The organism is Rhodococcus zopfii NBRC 100606 = JCM 9919, from assembly GCF_001895025.1.
GTDB lineage: Bacteria > Actinomycetota > Actinomycetes > Mycobacteriales > Mycobacteriaceae > Rhodococcus > Rhodococcus zopfii.
In genome coordinates this window covers 1-15,944 of record NZ_BCXI01000011.1, presented here as the reverse complement: position 1 = coordinate 15,944, position 15,944 = coordinate 1, and the positions used below count along the sequence as shown (strand labels likewise).

Genomic DNA, 15,944 nt, shown 5'->3' with positions numbered 1-15,944 from the left:
GGCGTGACGGAAATCAAGAGGCGCCAGCTGCGGTGGCAGGCCACCCGCGCCACGCTGATGGCAGCGACCGTGAAGTCGTTGGTCGAACACGGATATGCGGGCACCACCATGCAGCGAGTGCAGGCATACGCCGGTGTCTCCCGCGGAACGTTGACCCATCACTTCGGGTCCATGCAGGACCTACTGGTGGCCGCGATCCACCATGTCGCCGAAGAGCAACTCGAGCAGATCACCACCCTGTTGAAGGAGCGGGCGCCGAAGCAAGGTCCGGACGAACTCGTTCAGATCCTCCATCGCTTCATGTCCGGACCCATGTTCGTTGCCGGTCTCGAGTTGTGGCTCGCCGCCCGCACCGACGACTCCCTTCGGGCCGCACTCGCCCCCACCGAACGCGAATTCGGCCACAAGATGCGTGCCGTCCTTCAACAGTCGGGTATCGGCGGTGACGGAACTCCGATAACGCGGGACGACCTCGAATCCCTCTTTGTCCTCTTCCGAGGGTTGGCAGTCACGCACATTCTTCGCGAGGACGACGGTTTCGAGCTCCGCCTGCTCCACCTGTGGGCTGACCAGGCGCGAGGCAGGTCCGACAACACAGCAGAAAAGGTCAGCGAACCGTCGGTGAAGGGATAGGGACTCGACACGCCAAGCCAACTTTTTGGCGTCGAGAAGGCCGGAAGGCGGCCCTGCGCCTGCGCGGGCCTCCGAGGGGTTCACTCCCGCATTGGCGCGCACTTCACCCGACAGGTGGGTACGGCTCTCTCAGACCGCTACGGCACCGGCGACATCGATGCGCTGACACTGCTCTCCCAGTTCAGGACGTTCCTGACACCTCGCGCGTCGGGAGATCCCGCAGCGATACCGGTAGATGATGCCCCCGCTCTCATCGCCGTCGACACGTGCCGACACAGCGTCGGCCTCACGACCCGCAGCGGCCGATATGCACGGACCCTTGCCGACAACGCACCGGCAGAATACGGCATTCTGCTGTGCCAGAAGTTGATTCTGATCATAGAGACTGAAACTCATTGCTGTCGAAGGCGACCTGCACCGCCGCAAACCTCGCGCCGTCGCCAGGGTGTGGAACCCGACGCTCCGCATCGAGACGATCTCGGTCGGTCACCACTTGAGCTTTGAATACGTTGCAAGAGAAGAGAGCTCGGAGGATCCGGAGGACAGAATGAAAGCCGAAGTGGATCCACAACGCTGCCAGGGACACACACTGTGCGCCGTGGCCGCCCCGACACTGTTCGAGCTGAGCGACATCGACGGACACGCGACAGCGGTCGATACCGACATTCCCGCCCATCTCGCCGACTCTGCGCGGGAGGCCATCCGCAGTTGTCCCGAACAGGCGATCTCCGTCCTGTGACACCGCTCGGCCGCACCACCATCCACTACCGGACGTACGAGAGGGCAATCCCGTGAGCGCTGACGAGGCCGTCGTCGATACCAGTCACCGAACACCCGTCTTCCAGTTCGACAGGCACGCACCGGACTACCGCGACAACTTCTCGGAGATCACCGGGGAGATGCACTCCAAGTGCCCCGTGGCCTGGTCCGACACCCACGGCGGCCACTGGGTCGCCGCGGGCGGCGAGGCGGTATTCGCCCCCGCACGCTCGGCCGACACCTCGAACGATCACGACGTCAAGGGGATTCGCCGCGGGCACAAGGGGTTCATGATCCCGATTGCCGTCCGGGCATCGGGTATCCGGGGCGGAATCCTGGAGATGGACGACCCCGAACATCGCGAGTTCCGGGCTGTGCTCAATCCGTATCTGTCCGCTCACCCCGGTCCAGGACTGATTGACGATGTGACGTTCGAGACGGTCGCCGTGAATCTCACCGGTCCGCTTCTGTGCACGCGCGCCGTGGTGCCGTACATGAAGGAACGCGGTTACGGCAAGATCGCGAACCAGTCCTCGAGCGGCGCGTTCATGGCCGCCCGGCCGACGCCGACGGCGGCCCGTCGGTCACGCTGTACGAACTCGAGGGCGACCCCCAGGCGGCCAAGGACAACGTTCATGCCGCGGCGGCAGCGAAGCAGCTGAACATGTCGGACTCGTTGAGCTACGGCCCGATCCCGAAGATGCGGATCATGCAGGTGCGGTCGGAGTATTCGAAGTCTCACCGCTAACCGGGATCGCGACCGGCCCGGGGGTGTCGTCACCGTCGCCATGGGGTGGGGCGTGGCGCCGGACCCTCGGTCGCGATCGCCCCGGACAGGGTTTACCTCGTCGTCACACTTCGTCATCTGCTTGTGTTTCTTTTCATGCAACACTGTCGATTGATAAGAAACAACAACCTGCGAGGATGACCGATGACAGAGAGTGCCCGTGTAGTAATCGTCGGCGGCGGACTCGAGGGACTGGCCACGGCATGGTCCCTCGCCGAACGCGGCGAGTCCGACGTCCTCGTCCTCGAACGGGGAACCCTGTGCTCCGGCATGACTGGGAAATCCAGCGGTATCGTCCGATGCCACTACGGTGTTCCCTCCCTCGCTGCGATGGCCTGGCACGGAGTCCAGGTCTTCCGCAGCGCGGATGAGATCTTCGGCACCGACATCGGATTTCGGCAGACCGGGTACATCGTCGGGGTCGGCGAGAACAACACCGCTCCCCTCGCCGCGAACGTCGCGATGCACCGCGACCTCGGTGTTCCGGTCGAGAGCATCGACGCCGACGAGGTTCGCCGGCTGTGGCCCGGGATCGCCCTCGACGATTTCGCGGCCTTCGCCTACGAACCGCTCGGCGGGCACGGCGACGCCTACATGACCGGAATGGCCTACGGCACCAAGGCCCGCAGCCTCGGCGTCCGGGTCCGCCAGTCCTCCGAGGTGACGACGCTGCTGCAGCGCGAGGGCGGCGACGTGTACGGCGTGAAGCTGGCCGACGGCACCGAGATCCATGCCGACACGGTCGTTCTCGCGACCGGTGTCTGGTCGCCGAGCCTCGGCGCGACCGTGGGCGTCGACCTGCCGATCCGGGCCCAGCGCGAACCGATCCTCCTCGTCGACCAGGGCCGGCCCACCCCCGACGTCCCGACGTTCTCGGATCTGGTGAACCTGCACTACGTGCGTCGCGAACCCAACGGCGAACTGCTTGTCGGCAACAGCGACCACTCGTCGCCCGAGATCGCCGATCCCGACGCCTATCTCAACCGTGCCGAGGACGACTACATCGAAGTCGCCATCGGCAAACTCGAACGGCTGTTGCCGAACATGCCCGATCCGCGGCTGGCGTCGTCGTACGCGGGTTGCTACGACATCACCCCCGACTACAACCCGATCATCGGCCCCTCCCCCGCGCCGGGGCTGTTCCTGCTCGTCGGGTTCAGCGGGCACGGCTACAAGATCTCCCCCGCCGTCGGCCGACTCGCGGCGGACCTGCTGCTCGACGGCATTTCCAGCGATCCGGCGGTCGACGGCAACGACTTCCGCTACTCCCGATTCGCCGAGGGCAAGCCACTGGCGAGCCTGAATCCCTACGTCGGTGCGGGCGAGATGCGCTGACCGACCCCCGCCCCGTGCGCGGTTTCGGTAGCGACCGCTACCGAAACCGCGCACGAGGGTCAGTGGGCGCGTAACCAGGCCATTGCGGGCATGCGGTAGGAGTCGATGCCCTTGTACTGCGCGATCTCTGTGGGAAGTTCCTCGACGATGTCCGCGAGTTGCTCGGCCCACTCCGGGATCCGGGCGATCTCCGACAGCGGCGCCATGTAGGTGCGGATGTTGAAGACGATCGCCCCGGTCATGGGAAGCCGGATCAGGTGCTCGAGTTCGATCCGCAGCTGGATCCGGCCCCAATCCTCGTCGGCGATCAGCCGCGGCATGTCGTCCATCCACTCGGGCATCGTTTCGAGGCTCGTGTCGCGGCGGCGCGACCCGACGGCCGAGAACGTCCAGTTCACCCGGCGGTACACCTGGTCGCTGGTAAGCCTGCGCATGAACTGCTCGGCGCGGTCGGTGACACCGTCCGAGGTCAGGCCCGGCACCGGACGGTGGATCTCGTGCAGGCTCATCCCGATGTCGAACTTGACCGACCAGTCCGCGGACGAGGTGACCAGGGCCGCGTCGAACCACAGATGCCCGTCCCGTTCGGTGACCAGCAGCACGTCGTCGGGCAGCTGGCACCCGATGAACACCAGGGGATGCTCGGGCAACGTGGTCACGTCGCCGAGGACGAAACGCTGATCGATCCCGAGAACATCGTTGCGCCAGCGATGTCCGGACCCGTCGACATCCAGGTGCATGACGTCGGGAAACGAATGCGCCATCTCGCGCATGTAGTACAGCATCAGGTCCCAGCACGCCGGTGTCATGTGCGGGAGCACCTGTACCCGCGCCGGATCCGCGGTGAGGATCGCGCGGCGCAGCGCCATCATCTCGGCGTACTCGGCGTGGCTCTTACCGAGGTCGACGATGTGCTCACCCCACACGCCGGCCGCGGTGACTGTGCGGCGCGGTGCTGGTTCGACGTTCACTCCGTAGCGGAAGTTCTTGTCCCCCTCCGGGAACGGCCACGGCAGGCAGGACAGATCGCTGGCGACGGAAGCGGTCACGATGGTTTCCTTTCCGGTGAATGGTCAGGCCACGGCACCGAGGTACGTACCGTGATGTCCCGACAGGTGTGAGCGAATCTCGAGGTCGAGTCCGCACGAACCGCAGGCGACGACCGCACCCGGCTCGGCGTCGACGTCGCGGGTCTCGCCGCAGTGCGGACAGAACAACGCGATCCCTTGCACTGCAGTGATATAAGTTGTCGTCTCGCACGGCAAGGCACCGGCGACGCGCGCCGCGGCGGCCGCGGCCATCGCCTCGCGCCTGGGCCCGGCGATCAGCACGCGACTGCCGGCGCACGACCGCCGCACGAACTGTGCCACCTCGGCGGCCGTCGCGGCGGGTACCACGGTCGCGACACGGCCCGCGGCCAGCGCCTGGACCGCCCACGCCGTGGCCGCGGCCCGCGCGTCGGCACAGTCTCCGACGCAGAACACCAGGTGAACCCGTCCGGCGGGATCGATCGGCGGCACGGCACCGCTCAGGATTCCGGAATTCTTCACGGGCACACACCCCCGTATTCACGCAGCCACTTCAGGCCGGGCTCGCGGGTGCGCGTGATGCCCTTGTAGTCGGCCATGTCCTCGGGGAGTTCCTCGAGGACCCGGTAGAGCCGGTCGGCCCACTCCGGCACCAGCGCGATCTCGTCGAAGGGCAGCAGGTAGGTGCGGATCAGGAACATGAGCGCGCCGGAGGCCCCGAGCCGGATCAGGTGCTGCACCTCGACCCGCAGATGCAGGCGGTGGCCGACGTCGTCGAGCGGTCCCTCGGCGAGCAGGCGACGGTCGCGCCCCCACTCGGGGTAGGTCTCGGTCGCGGTGTCGAGCCGTCGATCCACGGTGAGGGTCCAGTTGGTACGCCGATAACGTTGTCCGGCTTGGAGTCCCAGAAGGAACGACTGCGCCCGTCCGATCACACCCTCGGTGTGGATGCGAGGCACCGGACCGTGGATCTGCAGAAAGCTCATGCCCACGTCGAAGCGCAGCGACCAGTCCGCCGCGGACGTCACCAGCCCCGCGTCGCCCCAGAGTGCACCGTCGCGCTGGTCGAGCAGCACGACGTCCTCCTGGATCTGCCGGCCGATGTAGAGCAGGGGTGGTTCGGGCAGGGTCGCGGCCTGTCCGTAGGCGAAGGCCTGCTCGAGATCGAGGGCAACGTTGCTCCATCGCCAGACGTCACCGTCACGGTCGAGCGCGAACGTCCGCGGGTATGCCTCGGCGAGCATCCTCATGAGGGTGACCATCGCGTCCCACTGCGCGATGTCCATGTGCGGCAGCGCCTGGAATCGGTCGGGGTCGGCGGCGAGCACGCGAGCGCGGTCGGCGAGTTCGTCGACGTAGAAGCCGTCGATGTCGACAGGATGCTCACCCCAACCGCCGGCGGCGGTCTCGGTGCGGGTGCCCGCAGGTTCGACATTCGTACTGTACCGGTAGACGTCGCGCGGAAACGGAAACGGGAACCGCGTGATACGTTCCGGTAGGACAGTGGATTCGGTTGCGGCGGTCATAGTTCCAGCTCCAATCGCGGACCGTCGGCTCGGGAGACGCACGGCATCATGCAGTCGCCGGCCTCCTTCTCCGCGGCAGTGAGATACAGGTCGCGGTGTTCGATCGCGCCGTCGGCCACCGGAATCCGGCATTCGCCGCACACCCCCTGCCTGCACAGGTTCGGTACCGCGACGCCGCGGGTCTCGAGCGCGTCGAGCAGGCTCACACCGGACTTGACGTCGATGTCGAGTCCGGTGTGGCGCAGGTGCACGGTGAACGGTGATCCGGGGTCGAGATCGCCGACGCCGAAGTGCTCGTAGTGGATCCGCGCGTCCGGCCAGCCGGCACCGCGGGCGCGACCGGCGAGTTCGTCGATCAGACCCGACGGTCCGCACACGTACAGGTGGGTGCCGAGCGGCCGATCGAGCAGGGCCGGACCGAGCGCGGCCCAGAACTCCCCGGGGTCGCGGTAGGTGTGCAGCCGGTCCCCGCACAGATCGCGCATCTCGTCGAGGTGCGGGCCGTCGCCCTCGCGGAAGGTGTAGTGCACCTCGAACGATCGTCCCCACTGCGCCGCCGCGCGGGTGTGGGAGAGGATCGGCGTGATGCCGATGCCGCCGGCGACGAGCAGGTGGTGCCGGGCGGTCAGGACCGGCGCGAACGCACTGCGCGGCGTGCTGATCTCGACGATGTCGCCCACCACGAGGTCGTGAACCCAGCGAGAACCGCCCCGGCCGTTCTCGTCGAGCCGCACGGAGATCGAATAGCTGGACGGTTCGAACTCGGCGCCGGTCAGCGAGTAGGAGTTGTGGCGGGGCCTGCCGTCGTTGTCGCCGCAGGACAGCACGACGTGACTGCCGGGGGTGAACGACGGCAACGGCGCACCGCTGGGGTCGGCGAAGCGTACGTGCCGGACGTCGGCAGCGACGGTGGCCACGTCGGTGACGGTCAGGGACAGGGTCGCGCTGCCGCCCCGGATGCCGGTGCCGGCATCGGATACGAGGGTCATCAGATCTCCTCCGCGTCGATCATGTAGCCGAAGTACGCGCCATGACGTCGCGAAACATGGTGGTAGACCACCAGTTCCGTGTCACAGTTCGGGCAGGTGCTGGTCTCGCCGATCCCCGCATCCGTCGTGTGGACGCCCAGGCAGTGCGCGCAGTACAGCCGGCGATACCCGGTGCCGAGCACCTCCGCCAGGATCTCCGCGTCGAGCGCACCCGCGGCGACAGCCGTCGCTCGAGCGGCGAGGACGGGTTCCTCGTCGCCGATCAGCACCAGGCGCCATCCGACCCGAGCCGCGGCGAGCTGCCGCTCGAGTGCCGTCTCGGCCGCATCTCCCCAGGTGACGGGAACACGCAGCCAGCTCACCCGGCGGCCTTCGAAGGACGCGATCACGGCGCGGGCCCGCTCGGTGGCCGCCTCACCGAACGACATCACGGTGATAACCCGCCCACCGGCGGACACCGCCCGTTCCTCCGCCCAGCGCGGCACGCTGGTCGTGTCCATGCAGACACTCATCGAGTCTCCTTACGGGGCGAACGTGCGCTGGCCGACGTAGAACGCAAGCGCACCCTCGGGCGTGGTGAACCGGATCCGCGAGCCCTTCGGGAAGAAGATCGCGTCCCTGGCCCGGGCGATCTCGACCTGCCCGGTGTCGAGGTTCTCGAGCCGGAACTCGCCGTCGAGAACGACCTTCATCTCGTCGTATTCGTACAGGTAGTCCAGCGGCGCGTCGGTGTGCTCGAGCTTGAAGTACCCGGCCGCCATCTCCGACCCCTCGGGGTTGGGGTACACGTCGTCGATGTAGCCGCGGGTGCCGGGAAATTCCTCCACCGGCATCTGCGGCAGTGATTTCCAGAAGTCTGCGGTGACGCGGAACGCGGGAACCATGAAGGTCTCTGCCATGGAAACTCCTCGGGAGGGGGCCGAACGGCCACTTCGGAAGAAGGACGAAGGAACGAGCGACAGTTCCGATCGCTGTCGTGAAACGAACTGTAATGCTATGAAACATCCGATGCGATTGCGGCCCGGTTAACTCCTGTAACGAAAACCTCTCGGCGCCAAGGCATCCCACCGCGACACCGGTTCCGCAACCGGAAGCGGGAGGCTTCACGACAATCTCACCTCGGCGTAACGGGTTGGCAATGCGAGCAACGTTTCCTTATATTCGACACCGGTTCACCTAGTGAAACCATGCAGCCGAAGCCGAGGAGCCCCCATGACGCTCGAAGCACCCGATCTCACCGTGATGCGCCTGCCGTCCACCGCCGCCGAGCCCACCGACCTCGCCGCCCTCGCCCGCGCCAGCGGCACCACCTTCATCCTCGCCGTGTTCACCAACCTCGCAGGAAAGCCTTGTGCCAAGCTGGTTCCCGTCGAGGCCGTCGAGGAACTGCAGAACGATGGCGTCGGGTTCGCCGGATATGCCGCCGGCTCGATGGGTCAGGTCCCGAAGGATCCCGACCTCGTTGCCGTCCCCGATGCCTCCTCCTTCACCCCGATCCCCTTCGTCCGTCCGGGACTGGCGCTCGTGCACTGCGACCCGCACGTCGAGGGCAAACCCTGGCCGTACGCGCCGCGCGTGATCCTCAAGTCGGTGCTGGCGGAGGCGGCGGAAATGGGACTCGAGATCAACGTCGGCGCCGAGATCGAGTACTTCCTCGTCAACAAGGACGAGAACGGATCGCTGCGCACCGCAGACGCCCTCGACACCTCCCGCCAGCCCTGTTATGACGCCCGCGACGTCACCCGCATGTACGAGCACCTCACCTCCATTTCGGCGGCGATGAACCGACTCGGCTGGGGCAACTACGCCAACGACCACGAGGACGGCAACGGCCAGTTCGAGCAGAACTTCAACTACGCGGACGCCCTGACCACCGCGGACCGCGTCGTCACGTTGCGCTATCTCATCTCGGTGCTCGCCGAGCAGCGGGGCATGACCGCGACGTTCATGCCCAAACCCTTCGCCGACCGCACCGGGTCCGGCATGCACATGCACCTGTCGCTGTGGAGCGACGGCAACTCGACGTTCCCCGACACGTCCGATCCCCGCGGCCTCGGCCTGTCGACGACCGCCTATTCGTTCATCGCCGGCATCCTCGACCATGCGTGCGCACTGCAAGGCGTCATCGCCCCGACCGTCAACTCGTACAAGCGCACGGGAGCGACCGCGACGAGTTCCGGCGCCACCTGGTCGCCGCGCCACGCCACCTACGGCGGCAACGACCGCACCCACTACCTGCGCGTACCCGACGGCAACCGCGTCGAACTGCGCGGCGGCGACGGCTCCGCGAATCCCTACCTTGCCACCGCCGCCACCGTCGCCGCGGGCCTCGACGGCGTGCGGCGCAACCTCGATCCCGGCGAGCCGGGCAACGGCGCGACCGATGACGCACTGCCGATGACGCTGCTGCACGCGATGGACGCACTCGCCGCCGATCCGGTCGTCACCGGCGCCCTCGACTCCGCCGGCCCCGGCGTCGCCGACTACTTCACGAACCTCAAGCGCGAGGAGTTCTTCCACTGGCACAACACCGTGACGCCGTGGGAGATCGACAGCTATCTCACCGCCTTCTGACCCACCACGCCCGCTACGGCGACCGAACCGATTCGAAAGGGACCGACATATGTGCGGAATCGTCGGGCTTCACCTCCGTGACGCCTCCCTCCACCCACACCTGGGGAGCCTGCTCACCGGCATGCTCGGCCAGATGGTCGACCGCGGACCGGATTCCGCCGGTGTGGCCCTCTACGGCGACCCCACGTTCTCCCCCGCCGGCCACGCATCGGTGTCGTTGCTCGGCGCCGCCGACGATCTCGCCGGCGCTCTCGAGAAGGCGCTCGATGTCCGGGTGAGCGTCATCGATCTGCCGCCCACCACGATCGTCCACGCCCCGGTGTCCGCCGGACTGCTCGCCGACACGGTCCGGGCCGTCGATCCCGGCGCCACGCTCATCGGCTTCGGCGACGACGTCACCGTGCTCAAGGGCATGGGCGATCCTGTCGCACTGGCCGAGGGCTTCGGGGTTCCGGCCGCGAGCGGCTGGCAGGGCGTCGGGCACACGCGGATGGCCACCGAGTCCGCGGTGACGGCAGCCGGGTCGCATCCGTTCGCGGTCGGGCCCGACCAGTGCCTCGTGCACAACGGCTCGTTCTCCAACCACCTGTCCGTCAAGCGCGAACTCGAAGCCGAGGGTGTGCAGTTCGACAGCGAGAACGACACCGAGGTGGGCGCGCGGTTCGTCGCCAAGCACCTCGCCGAGGGCGCCGATCTGGAGAAGGCCCTGCGGCTTCTCGGGGAACGCCTCGACGGCTTCTACACGCTGCTGGTGTCCACCTCCGACTCGTTCGCCGTGGTCCGCGACCCGATCGCATGCAAGCCCGCGATCGTCGCCGAGGCCGACGGGTACGTCGCGATGGCTTCGGAGTTCCGTGCCCTCGCGGGACTGCCCGGGATCGCCGGCGCCCGCATCTTCGAACCCGAACCCGAACAGGTCTACGTGTGGCACCGCTGACGACCACCGACGCCCCCACGACCGAGGAGAACCCCATGACACTCGAAGCGACGACACCGGACGTTGCGACCGCCACCGTCTACGACCTGGACACCACCTCGACCCGCGAGGTCAACGCCGCGCTGCACGCCACCGAGACGCCCGCGACCGTGACCGTCACGAACCCGCAGGGCAAGCACGCGGTCGCCTGCGGACTCGACCGGCCCATCGACGTGACCGTCGAGGGCCACGTCGGCTACTACGCCGCCGGCATGAACAAGCACGCGAACGTCACGATCGAAGGCAATGCCGGTGTGGGCGTCGCGGAGAACATGATGTCCGGCACCGTGCGCGTCACCGGCGACGCGTCGCAATCCGCCGGCGCCACCGCACACGGCGGGCTGCTGGTGATCGAGGGCAACGCCGCGGCTCGCTGCGGCATCTCGATGAAGGGCATCGACATCGTCGTCGGCGGCGACATCGGCCACATGAGCGCGTTCATGGGTCAGGCCGGACGTCTCGTCGTACTCGGCGACGCCGGCGAGGCTCTCGGCGACTCCCTCTACGAGGTGCGCATCTACGTGCGTGGCACGGTCGCCTCCCTCGGCGCCGACTGCGTGAAGAAGGAGATGCGGGCCGAGCACCTCGCAGAACTCGCGGACCTGCTCGCACAGGCGGGTCTCGACGCCGATCCGGCGGAGTTCACCCGCTACGGCTCGGCCCGCACTCTCTACCACTTCCACGTCGACAACGCGTCGTCCTACTGATCGAGGAGACCATCATGACCACGTTCCAGCCCGGGCTTCGCGAGTCGGCCACGTTCGATCGCAACGTCATCCACGAGATCCAGCGCGCCGCGGAGACCGGCATCTACGACATCCGCGGCTGGGGCGCCAAACGCAGGCTCCCACACTTCGACGATCTGCTGTTCCTCGGCTCGTCGATGTCCCGCTACCCGCTCGAGGGATACCGGGAGAAGTGCGAGACGGATGTCGTCCTCGGTGATCGGCACGCAAAGTATCCTCTGCACCTGGATATTCCGGTCACCATTGCCGGCATGAGCTTCGGTGCGCTGTCGGGCCGGGCGAAGGAGGCGCTGGGGCGTGGCGCGAGCGAGGTCGGCACCTCGACGACCACCGGCGACGGCGGCATGACGACCGAAGAGCGTGGCCAGTCCAAGAGCCTTGTCTACCAGTATCTTCCGTCTCGGTACGGCATGAATCCGGACGACCTGCGCAAGGCCGACGCAATCGAGATCGTTCTCGGCCAGGGCGCCAAGCCGGGCGGCGGCGGAATGCTGCTGGGGCAGAAGATCACCGAGCGTGTCGCCGGGATGCGCACCCTCCCGGTCGGCATCGACCAACGCTCGGCGTGCCGCCACCCCGACTGGACCGGTCCCGACGACCTCGCCATCAAGATCATCGAGCTGCGGGAGATCACCGGCCGGGAGAAGCCGATCTACGTCAAGGTCGGCGCGACCCGCACCTATTACGACGTCAAGCTGGCGGTGAAGGCCGGCGCCGATGTGGTCGTCGTCGACGGCATGCAGGGGGGCACCGCCGCGACGCAGGATGTGTTCATCGAACACGTCGGTATCCCGACGCTCGCCGCGTTGCCCCAGGCGGTGCAGGCCCTGCAGGAAATGGGTGTTCACCGCACCCCGGGCGGGGTGCAGCTCATCGTCTCCGGCGGCATCCGGTCCGGCGCCGATGTCGCCAAGGCCATGGCCCTCGGCGCCGACGCGGTCGCGATCGGCACCGCAGCCCTGATCGCGCTGGGCGACAACGACCCGAAGTATCAGGCCGAGTACGCGAAACTCGGATCGGCCGCCGGCTTCTACGACGATTTCCAGGACGGAAAGGACCCGGCGGGAATCACGACTCAAGACCCGGAGCTGCAGGCCCGTTTCGATCCGATCGAGGGCGGCCGCCGCCTCGCGAACTACCTTCGGGTGCTCACGATGGAGGCCCAGACCATCGCCCGCGCATGCGGCAAGTCGCACCTGCGCAACCTCGAACCGCAGGATCTGGTGGCGTTGACCATCGAATCGGCGGCAATGGCCCGCGTGCCGCTCGCCGGCACCGAATGGATCCCCGGCCGCGCAACCTTCTGACCACGCCGCACCTCGCCGCTGGTTCCCTTTCCCTGTGCCCTCCCGCGTTCCGAGCGAATGTATCGCCCGTCTCCTTCAACCGAGTGAGCGGTACATTCGCTCGGATACGGCTGCGCCCACCCGCTGATACGGCCGCGCCCGTCCGTCCACTGCCGGTGGACGGACGGTTTAGGCTGAGCGCCATGAGCAGCCCCGATCGGCCCGTCCTGCACGACAACTCCGGACGCGAAGTACCTCGCGATACCCCCACCGGTGGCGACCTCGAGCGTGCCATCGCCGGCCAGGTCCGCAAGTTGCGGCTCGCCATCGGCCTGTCCGTCGGCGACATGGCCGCCAGGATCGGCATCTCCAAGGCCATGCTCTCGAAGATCGAGAATGCCCAGACCTCGTGCAGCCTGTCCACCCTCGCGCGACTTGCCGCCGGTCTCGACGTGCCGGTGACGTCGTTGTTCCGCGGCGCCGACACACACCGTGAGGCCGTGTTCGTCAAGGCCGGCACCGGCGCCGAGATCGTCGGCCGCGGCACCCGCGTCGGCCACCACTACGAACTCCTGGGCGGCCTGCGCGGGCAGCACAAGCGGCTCGAGCCGGTGCTGGTGACGCTGACCGATGCGAGCGAGGTGTTCCCGCTGTTCCAGCATCCGGGTACCGAATTGCTGTACATGCTCGAGGGCGAGATGCTCTACGGGCACGGCGAATCCGAGTACCGCCTCCGACCGGGTGACGCGCTGCTGCTCGACGGTGAGGGCCTCCACGGTCCGAACGAGCTGGTGTCCCTTCCCATCCGGTTCCTCGCGGTGACCGCGTACCCCGACAATCACCAGGATTGACGCCGCGCGGGGGTTCAGTCCAGGAACAGATCGAGCTGCAGTTCGCCGTCGCCGGCCCGGTACCGGTCGAGGTCCGTGATCCCGGCCGCGGCGAGCACCTCGTCGTCGATGTAGAAGTTTCCGGTCGCCTCCGCACTCGGCGACGTGAGCACGAGATACGCGGCATCCGCGTAGATCTCCGGTGTCCTGGACGAATTGACCATCTGGTCGCCGCCGAGCAGGTTGCGTACCGCGGCGGTCGCGATGGTGGTGCGCGGCCACAGCGAATTCACACCGATACCGTCGCCCTTCAGTTCCTCGGCGAGGCCGAGTGTCGTCAGGCTCATGCCGTATTTCGCGATGGTGTATGCGAGCGCGCCGCCCGCCCACTTCGGCGACAGGTTCAGCGGTGGTGAGAGCGTCAGGATGTGCGGGTTGCGGCCCGCGCTCGCGGACCGGCGCAGCGACGGGATCGCCAGTTTCGAGAGCAGGAATGTTCCGCGACAGTTGATGTCCTGCATGAGGTCGTACTTCTTCATCGAGATCCGGTCGGTCGGCGACAGGTCGATCGCGGACGCGTTGTTCACGACGATGTCGATACCGCCGAACTGCTCGACGGTCCGGCGCACGGCCTCGGCGACCGCGTCATCGTCGCGCACGTCCCCCACGAACGGCAGCACCCGGCCGCCCGCTTCCTCGAGTTCGGCGGCGGCGGTGTGGATGGTGCCGGGCAGCCTCGGGTTCGGAGTGTCGGTCTTGGCGATCAGCGTGATGTTCGCGCCGTCCTGCGCCGCGCGGAGGGCGATCGCCAGGCCGATACCCCGGCTGCCTCCCGACATGATCATGGTTCTTCCGGCCAGTGGCTTCGCGTCCGGTGCAGTCATGTGAGCTCCTCGTCGACTGCTGTCCGATTATGCGCGCTCACGCACCGACCTCGTGCCGGAAACGGCGGGACCCGTCCCGCCACGGTTGCGGCAGGACGGGTCCCGGAACGGTGTCACTTGACCGCGGGAACGACCACCTCCCGGTCCGCAGCGAACTCCTCCGGACGCATCTTCGAGGGTGCGCTGGTACCGAAACTGTCCATCACGTAAGCGGTTTCGCCGTGAATCGGGACGTCGATGCCGGTGATCTCGGTTTCCTTGTCGACGCGCAGACCCATGGTCTTGTCGAGGGCCTTGGCGATCAGCCAGGTCACCGCGAAGCTGTAGGCGAACACCGCGGCCATGGCCAGGAGCTGGCGGCCCAGCAGGTCGATGCCGCCGCCGAAGAACAGGCCGTCGATACCAGCGGGGGCCGCGCCGGTTGCGACGAATGCGATGAGCAGGGTGCCGACGACCCCACCCATGAGGTGGATGGCGACGACGTCGAGCGAATCGTCGTATCCGAGCTTGAATTTCAGGCTGACGGTCAGGAAGCACACGGCGCCGGCAGTGAAGCCGATGAGCAGCGCGCCGAGCGGCGAGACCAGGCTGGCCGCGGGAGTGATGCCGACGAGCGCGGCGATCATCCCGGAGATCGCGCCGAGAGTGGTCGCGTGCTTCTCCCGGATGCGTTCGACGAGCAGCCAGCCGAGCAGGCCCGCCACCGCGGCGACCATCGTGTTGAGCACGACGACCCCGGCGGTGTGGTTGGCGCCGCCCGCCGAGCCGCCGTTGAAGCCGAACCAGCCGAACATCAGGATGCCGCCACCGAGCACGACGAGCGGCAGGCTGTGCGGGCGCGCGACGTGAGGGAAGCCGCGGCGCTTGCCCAGTGCGATCGCCAGCGCCAGCGCGGCGACGCCCGCGTTCATGTGCACGGCGGTACCGCCGGCGAAATCCTGGGCTCCGAGCACGTTGGCGATCCAACCGCCCTTGGTTCCGGCCTCCTCGTCGTCGAACGCGAACACCCAGTGCGCGATGGGGAAGTACACCAGCACGACCCAGATCGCGGCGAACGCCATCCATGCGGAGAACTTCATGCGGTCGGCCACGCCGCCGGCGATGATTGCGACCGTGATCCCCGCGAAGAGCAGGTGGAACGCCGCGACGAGCGCGGCCGGTATCCCGCCTGCGGGGTCGGGTTCGAGCAGCGACCCGAGGCCGATGTCGGCGAAGGGATTGCCGATGAGCCCGAGACCGCCGACGCTGTCGCCGAGCACCGCGGCCGGGCCGAAGAACACCCACACCACTCCGGCGACGGCGAAGCCCCCGAGAACCATCATGATCATGTTGAGCGCGCTCTTGACCCCGAGCATGCCGCCGTAGAACAGCGCGAGTCCCGGGACCATGAGGGCGACCGCCGTGAATGCCGCGAGAACCCAGGCAGTGTCGGCGGCAGCGATTGCCTCTTCCATACGTGTCCACCTTGTTCAGTCCTGAGGGCGAAGTCCCTCGAACACCTATCGGCGACTGTCTTATGTCGTTCATCACCGTTCCCCGAGAGTGAACGGTCCGTGTAAAACACGGCCGCGCCCGCGGTGAACATCTCGTT

At 67.3% G+C, this 15,944-nt stretch carries 17 protein-coding genes and 1 pseudogene; 10 read left to right on the top strand and 8 right to left on the bottom strand.

Annotated features, from left to right (window positions below; genetic code table 11):
- Positions 1-3 precede the first annotated feature (3 nt).
- From RZ1_RS07765 to RZ1_RS07745, 5 genes and pseudogenes are all read left to right on the top strand, one after another.
- Entirely contained in the window at positions 4-633 is a 630-nt protein-coding gene (locus RZ1_RS07765) for a TetR/AcrR family transcriptional regulator (protein ID WP_218020448.1), read from the top strand.
- Positions 634-1,180: 547 nt separating this feature from the next.
- Positions 1,181-1,372: a ferredoxin gene (locus RZ1_RS07760; protein ID WP_072810723.1), complete on the top strand. Its 192-nt coding sequence runs from the start codon at positions 1,181-1,183 to the stop codon at positions 1,370-1,372.
- 52 nt (positions 1,373-1,424) lie between these two features.
- A pseudogene (locus RZ1_RS31190) lies at positions 1,425-1,787 on the top strand (cytochrome P450); the annotation flags it as partial.
- Entirely contained in the window at positions 1,767-2,054 is a 288-nt protein-coding gene (locus RZ1_RS31185; RefSeq protein WP_238071911.1) for an SDR family NAD(P)-dependent oxidoreductase, read from the top strand. The pseudogene RZ1_RS31190 and the gene RZ1_RS31185, both read left to right, overlap by 21 nt.
- A 269-nt stretch (positions 2,055-2,323) precedes the next feature.
- The gene (locus tag RZ1_RS07745; protein ID WP_072810722.1) at positions 2,324-3,514 is read left to right on the top strand and encodes an NAD(P)/FAD-dependent oxidoreductase; all 1,191 of its coding nucleotides are present in this window, start codon (positions 2,324-2,326) and stop codon (positions 3,512-3,514) included.
- Positions 3,515-3,573: 59 nt separating this feature from the next.
- Here the strand turns inward: RZ1_RS07745 and RZ1_RS07740 are convergent, their stop codons facing one another.
- From RZ1_RS07740 to RZ1_RS07715, 6 genes are read right to left on the bottom strand one after another with little or no spacing between them, the layout of a single operon-like run.
- Positions 3,574-4,563, bottom strand: coding sequence for a heme-dependent oxidative N-demethylase family protein (locus RZ1_RS07740; RefSeq protein WP_072810720.1), 990 nt, complete (start codon positions 4,561-4,563; stop codon positions 3,574-3,576).
- A 24-nt stretch (positions 4,564-4,587) separates the two neighbouring features.
- A complete protein-coding gene (locus RZ1_RS07735; RefSeq protein ID WP_072810986.1) occupies positions 4,588-5,064 on the bottom strand; it encodes a dimethylamine monooxygenase subunit DmmA family protein in 477 nt (158 codons plus the stop codon).
- On the bottom strand, positions 5,061-6,068 hold the full coding sequence (locus tag RZ1_RS07730) for a heme-dependent oxidative N-demethylase family protein (RefSeq protein WP_072810718.1): 1,008 nt from the start codon (positions 6,066-6,068) through the stop codon (positions 5,061-5,063). Before RZ1_RS07730 ends, RZ1_RS07735 begins: the two co-directional genes overlap by 4 nt.
- Complete coding sequence (locus RZ1_RS07725; protein ID WP_072810717.1) at positions 6,065-7,057, bottom strand: PDR/VanB family oxidoreductase; 993 nt, start codon at positions 7,055-7,057, stop codon at positions 6,065-6,067. Before RZ1_RS07725 ends, RZ1_RS07730 begins: the two co-directional genes overlap by 4 nt.
- Positions 7,057-7,569, bottom strand: coding sequence for a dimethylamine monooxygenase subunit DmmA family protein (locus tag RZ1_RS07720; RefSeq protein WP_238071905.1), 513 nt, complete (start codon positions 7,567-7,569; stop codon positions 7,057-7,059). Before RZ1_RS07720 ends, RZ1_RS07725 begins: the two co-directional genes overlap by 1 nt.
- Before the next feature lie 9 nt (positions 7,570-7,578).
- On the bottom strand, positions 7,579-7,956 hold the full coding sequence (locus tag RZ1_RS07715; protein ID WP_072810713.1) for a cupin domain-containing protein: 378 nt from the start codon (positions 7,954-7,956) through the stop codon (positions 7,579-7,581).
- A 313-nt stretch (positions 7,957-8,269) separates the two neighbouring features.
- On the opposite strand from RZ1_RS07715, the gene glnT reads away from it, so the two are divergent.
- The 5 genes from glnT (at position 8,270) to RZ1_RS07690 (ending at position 13,490) form a co-directional block, all read left to right on the top strand.
- Positions 8,270-9,631, top strand: a complete 1,362-nt coding sequence (gene glnT / locus RZ1_RS07710; protein ID WP_072810711.1) for a type III glutamate--ammonia ligase — start codon at positions 8,270-8,272, stop codon at positions 9,629-9,631.
- A gap of 49 nt (positions 9,632-9,680) precedes the next feature.
- Positions 9,681-10,568 (top strand): class II glutamine amidotransferase domain-containing protein, encoded by an 888-nt coding sequence (locus tag RZ1_RS07705; RefSeq protein WP_072810709.1) that lies wholly within the window; start codon positions 9,681-9,683, stop codon positions 10,566-10,568.
- 35 nt (positions 10,569-10,603) lie between these two features.
- Positions 10,604-11,314, top strand: a complete 711-nt coding sequence (locus tag RZ1_RS07700) for a GltB/FmdC/FwdC-like GXGXG domain-containing protein (RefSeq protein WP_072810984.1) — start codon at positions 10,604-10,606, stop codon at positions 11,312-11,314.
- Between the two features lie 14 nt (positions 11,315-11,328).
- The gene (locus RZ1_RS07695) at positions 11,329-12,660 is read left to right on the top strand and encodes an FMN-binding glutamate synthase family protein (protein WP_072810707.1); all 1,332 of its coding nucleotides are present in this window, start codon (positions 11,329-11,331) and stop codon (positions 12,658-12,660) included.
- Between the two features lie 182 nt (positions 12,661-12,842).
- Positions 12,843-13,490 (top strand): helix-turn-helix domain-containing protein, encoded by a 648-nt coding sequence (locus RZ1_RS07690; protein ID WP_072810705.1) that lies wholly within the window; start codon positions 12,843-12,845, stop codon positions 13,488-13,490.
- A 14-nt stretch (positions 13,491-13,504) separates the two neighbouring features.
- On the opposite strand, the gene RZ1_RS07685 is transcribed toward RZ1_RS07690, so the two are convergent.
- On the bottom strand, positions 13,505-14,353 hold the full coding sequence (locus tag RZ1_RS07685; RefSeq protein WP_072810703.1) for an SDR family oxidoreductase: 849 nt from the start codon (positions 14,351-14,353) through the stop codon (positions 13,505-13,507).
- Positions 14,354-14,466: 113 nt separating this feature from the next.
- Positions 14,467-15,807, bottom strand: a complete 1,341-nt coding sequence (locus tag RZ1_RS07680) for an ammonium transporter (protein WP_072810701.1) — start codon at positions 15,805-15,807, stop codon at positions 14,467-14,469.
- Between the last annotated feature and the right edge of the window lie 137 nt (positions 15,808-15,944).

Coding starts and splice junctions, on each gene's coding strand:
- RZ1_RS07705 (WP_072810709.1), top strand. CDS start 9,681: ATGTGCGGAATCGTCGGGCTTCACCTCCGTGACGCCTCCCTCCACCCA.
- RZ1_RS07695 (WP_072810707.1), top strand. CDS start 11,329: ATGACCACGTTCCAGCCCGGGCTTCGCGAGTCGGCCACGTTCGATCGC.
- RZ1_RS07715 (WP_072810713.1), bottom strand. CDS start 7,956: ATGGCAGAGACCTTCATGGTTCCCGCGTTCCGCGTCACCGCAGACTTC.
- RZ1_RS07760 (WP_072810723.1), top strand. CDS start 1,181: ATGAAAGCCGAAGTGGATCCACAACGCTGCCAGGGACACACACTGTGC.
- RZ1_RS07725 (WP_072810717.1), bottom strand. CDS start 7,057: ATGACCCTCGTATCCGATGCCGGCACCGGCATCCGGGGCGGCAGCGCG.
- RZ1_RS07685 (WP_072810703.1), bottom strand. CDS start 14,353: ATGACTGCACCGGACGCGAAGCCACTGGCCGGAAGAACCATGATCATG.
- RZ1_RS07720 (WP_238071905.1), bottom strand. CDS start 7,569: ATGAGTGTCTGCATGGACACGACCAGCGTGCCGCGCTGGGCGGAGGAA.
- RZ1_RS07730 (WP_072810718.1), bottom strand. CDS start 6,068: ATGACCGCCGCAACCGAATCCACTGTCCTACCGGAACGTATCACGCGG.
- RZ1_RS07700 (WP_072810984.1), top strand. CDS start 10,604: ATGACACTCGAAGCGACGACACCGGACGTTGCGACCGCCACCGTCTAC.
- RZ1_RS07745 (WP_072810722.1), top strand. CDS start 2,324: ATGACAGAGAGTGCCCGTGTAGTAATCGTCGGCGGCGGACTCGAGGGA.
- glnT (WP_072810711.1), top strand. CDS start 8,270: ATGACGCTCGAAGCACCCGATCTCACCGTGATGCGCCTGCCGTCCACC.
- RZ1_RS07680 (WP_072810701.1), bottom strand. CDS start 15,807: ATGGAAGAGGCAATCGCTGCCGCCGACACTGCCTGGGTTCTCGCGGCA.
- RZ1_RS07690 (WP_072810705.1), top strand. CDS start 12,843: ATGAGCAGCCCCGATCGGCCCGTCCTGCACGACAACTCCGGACGCGAA.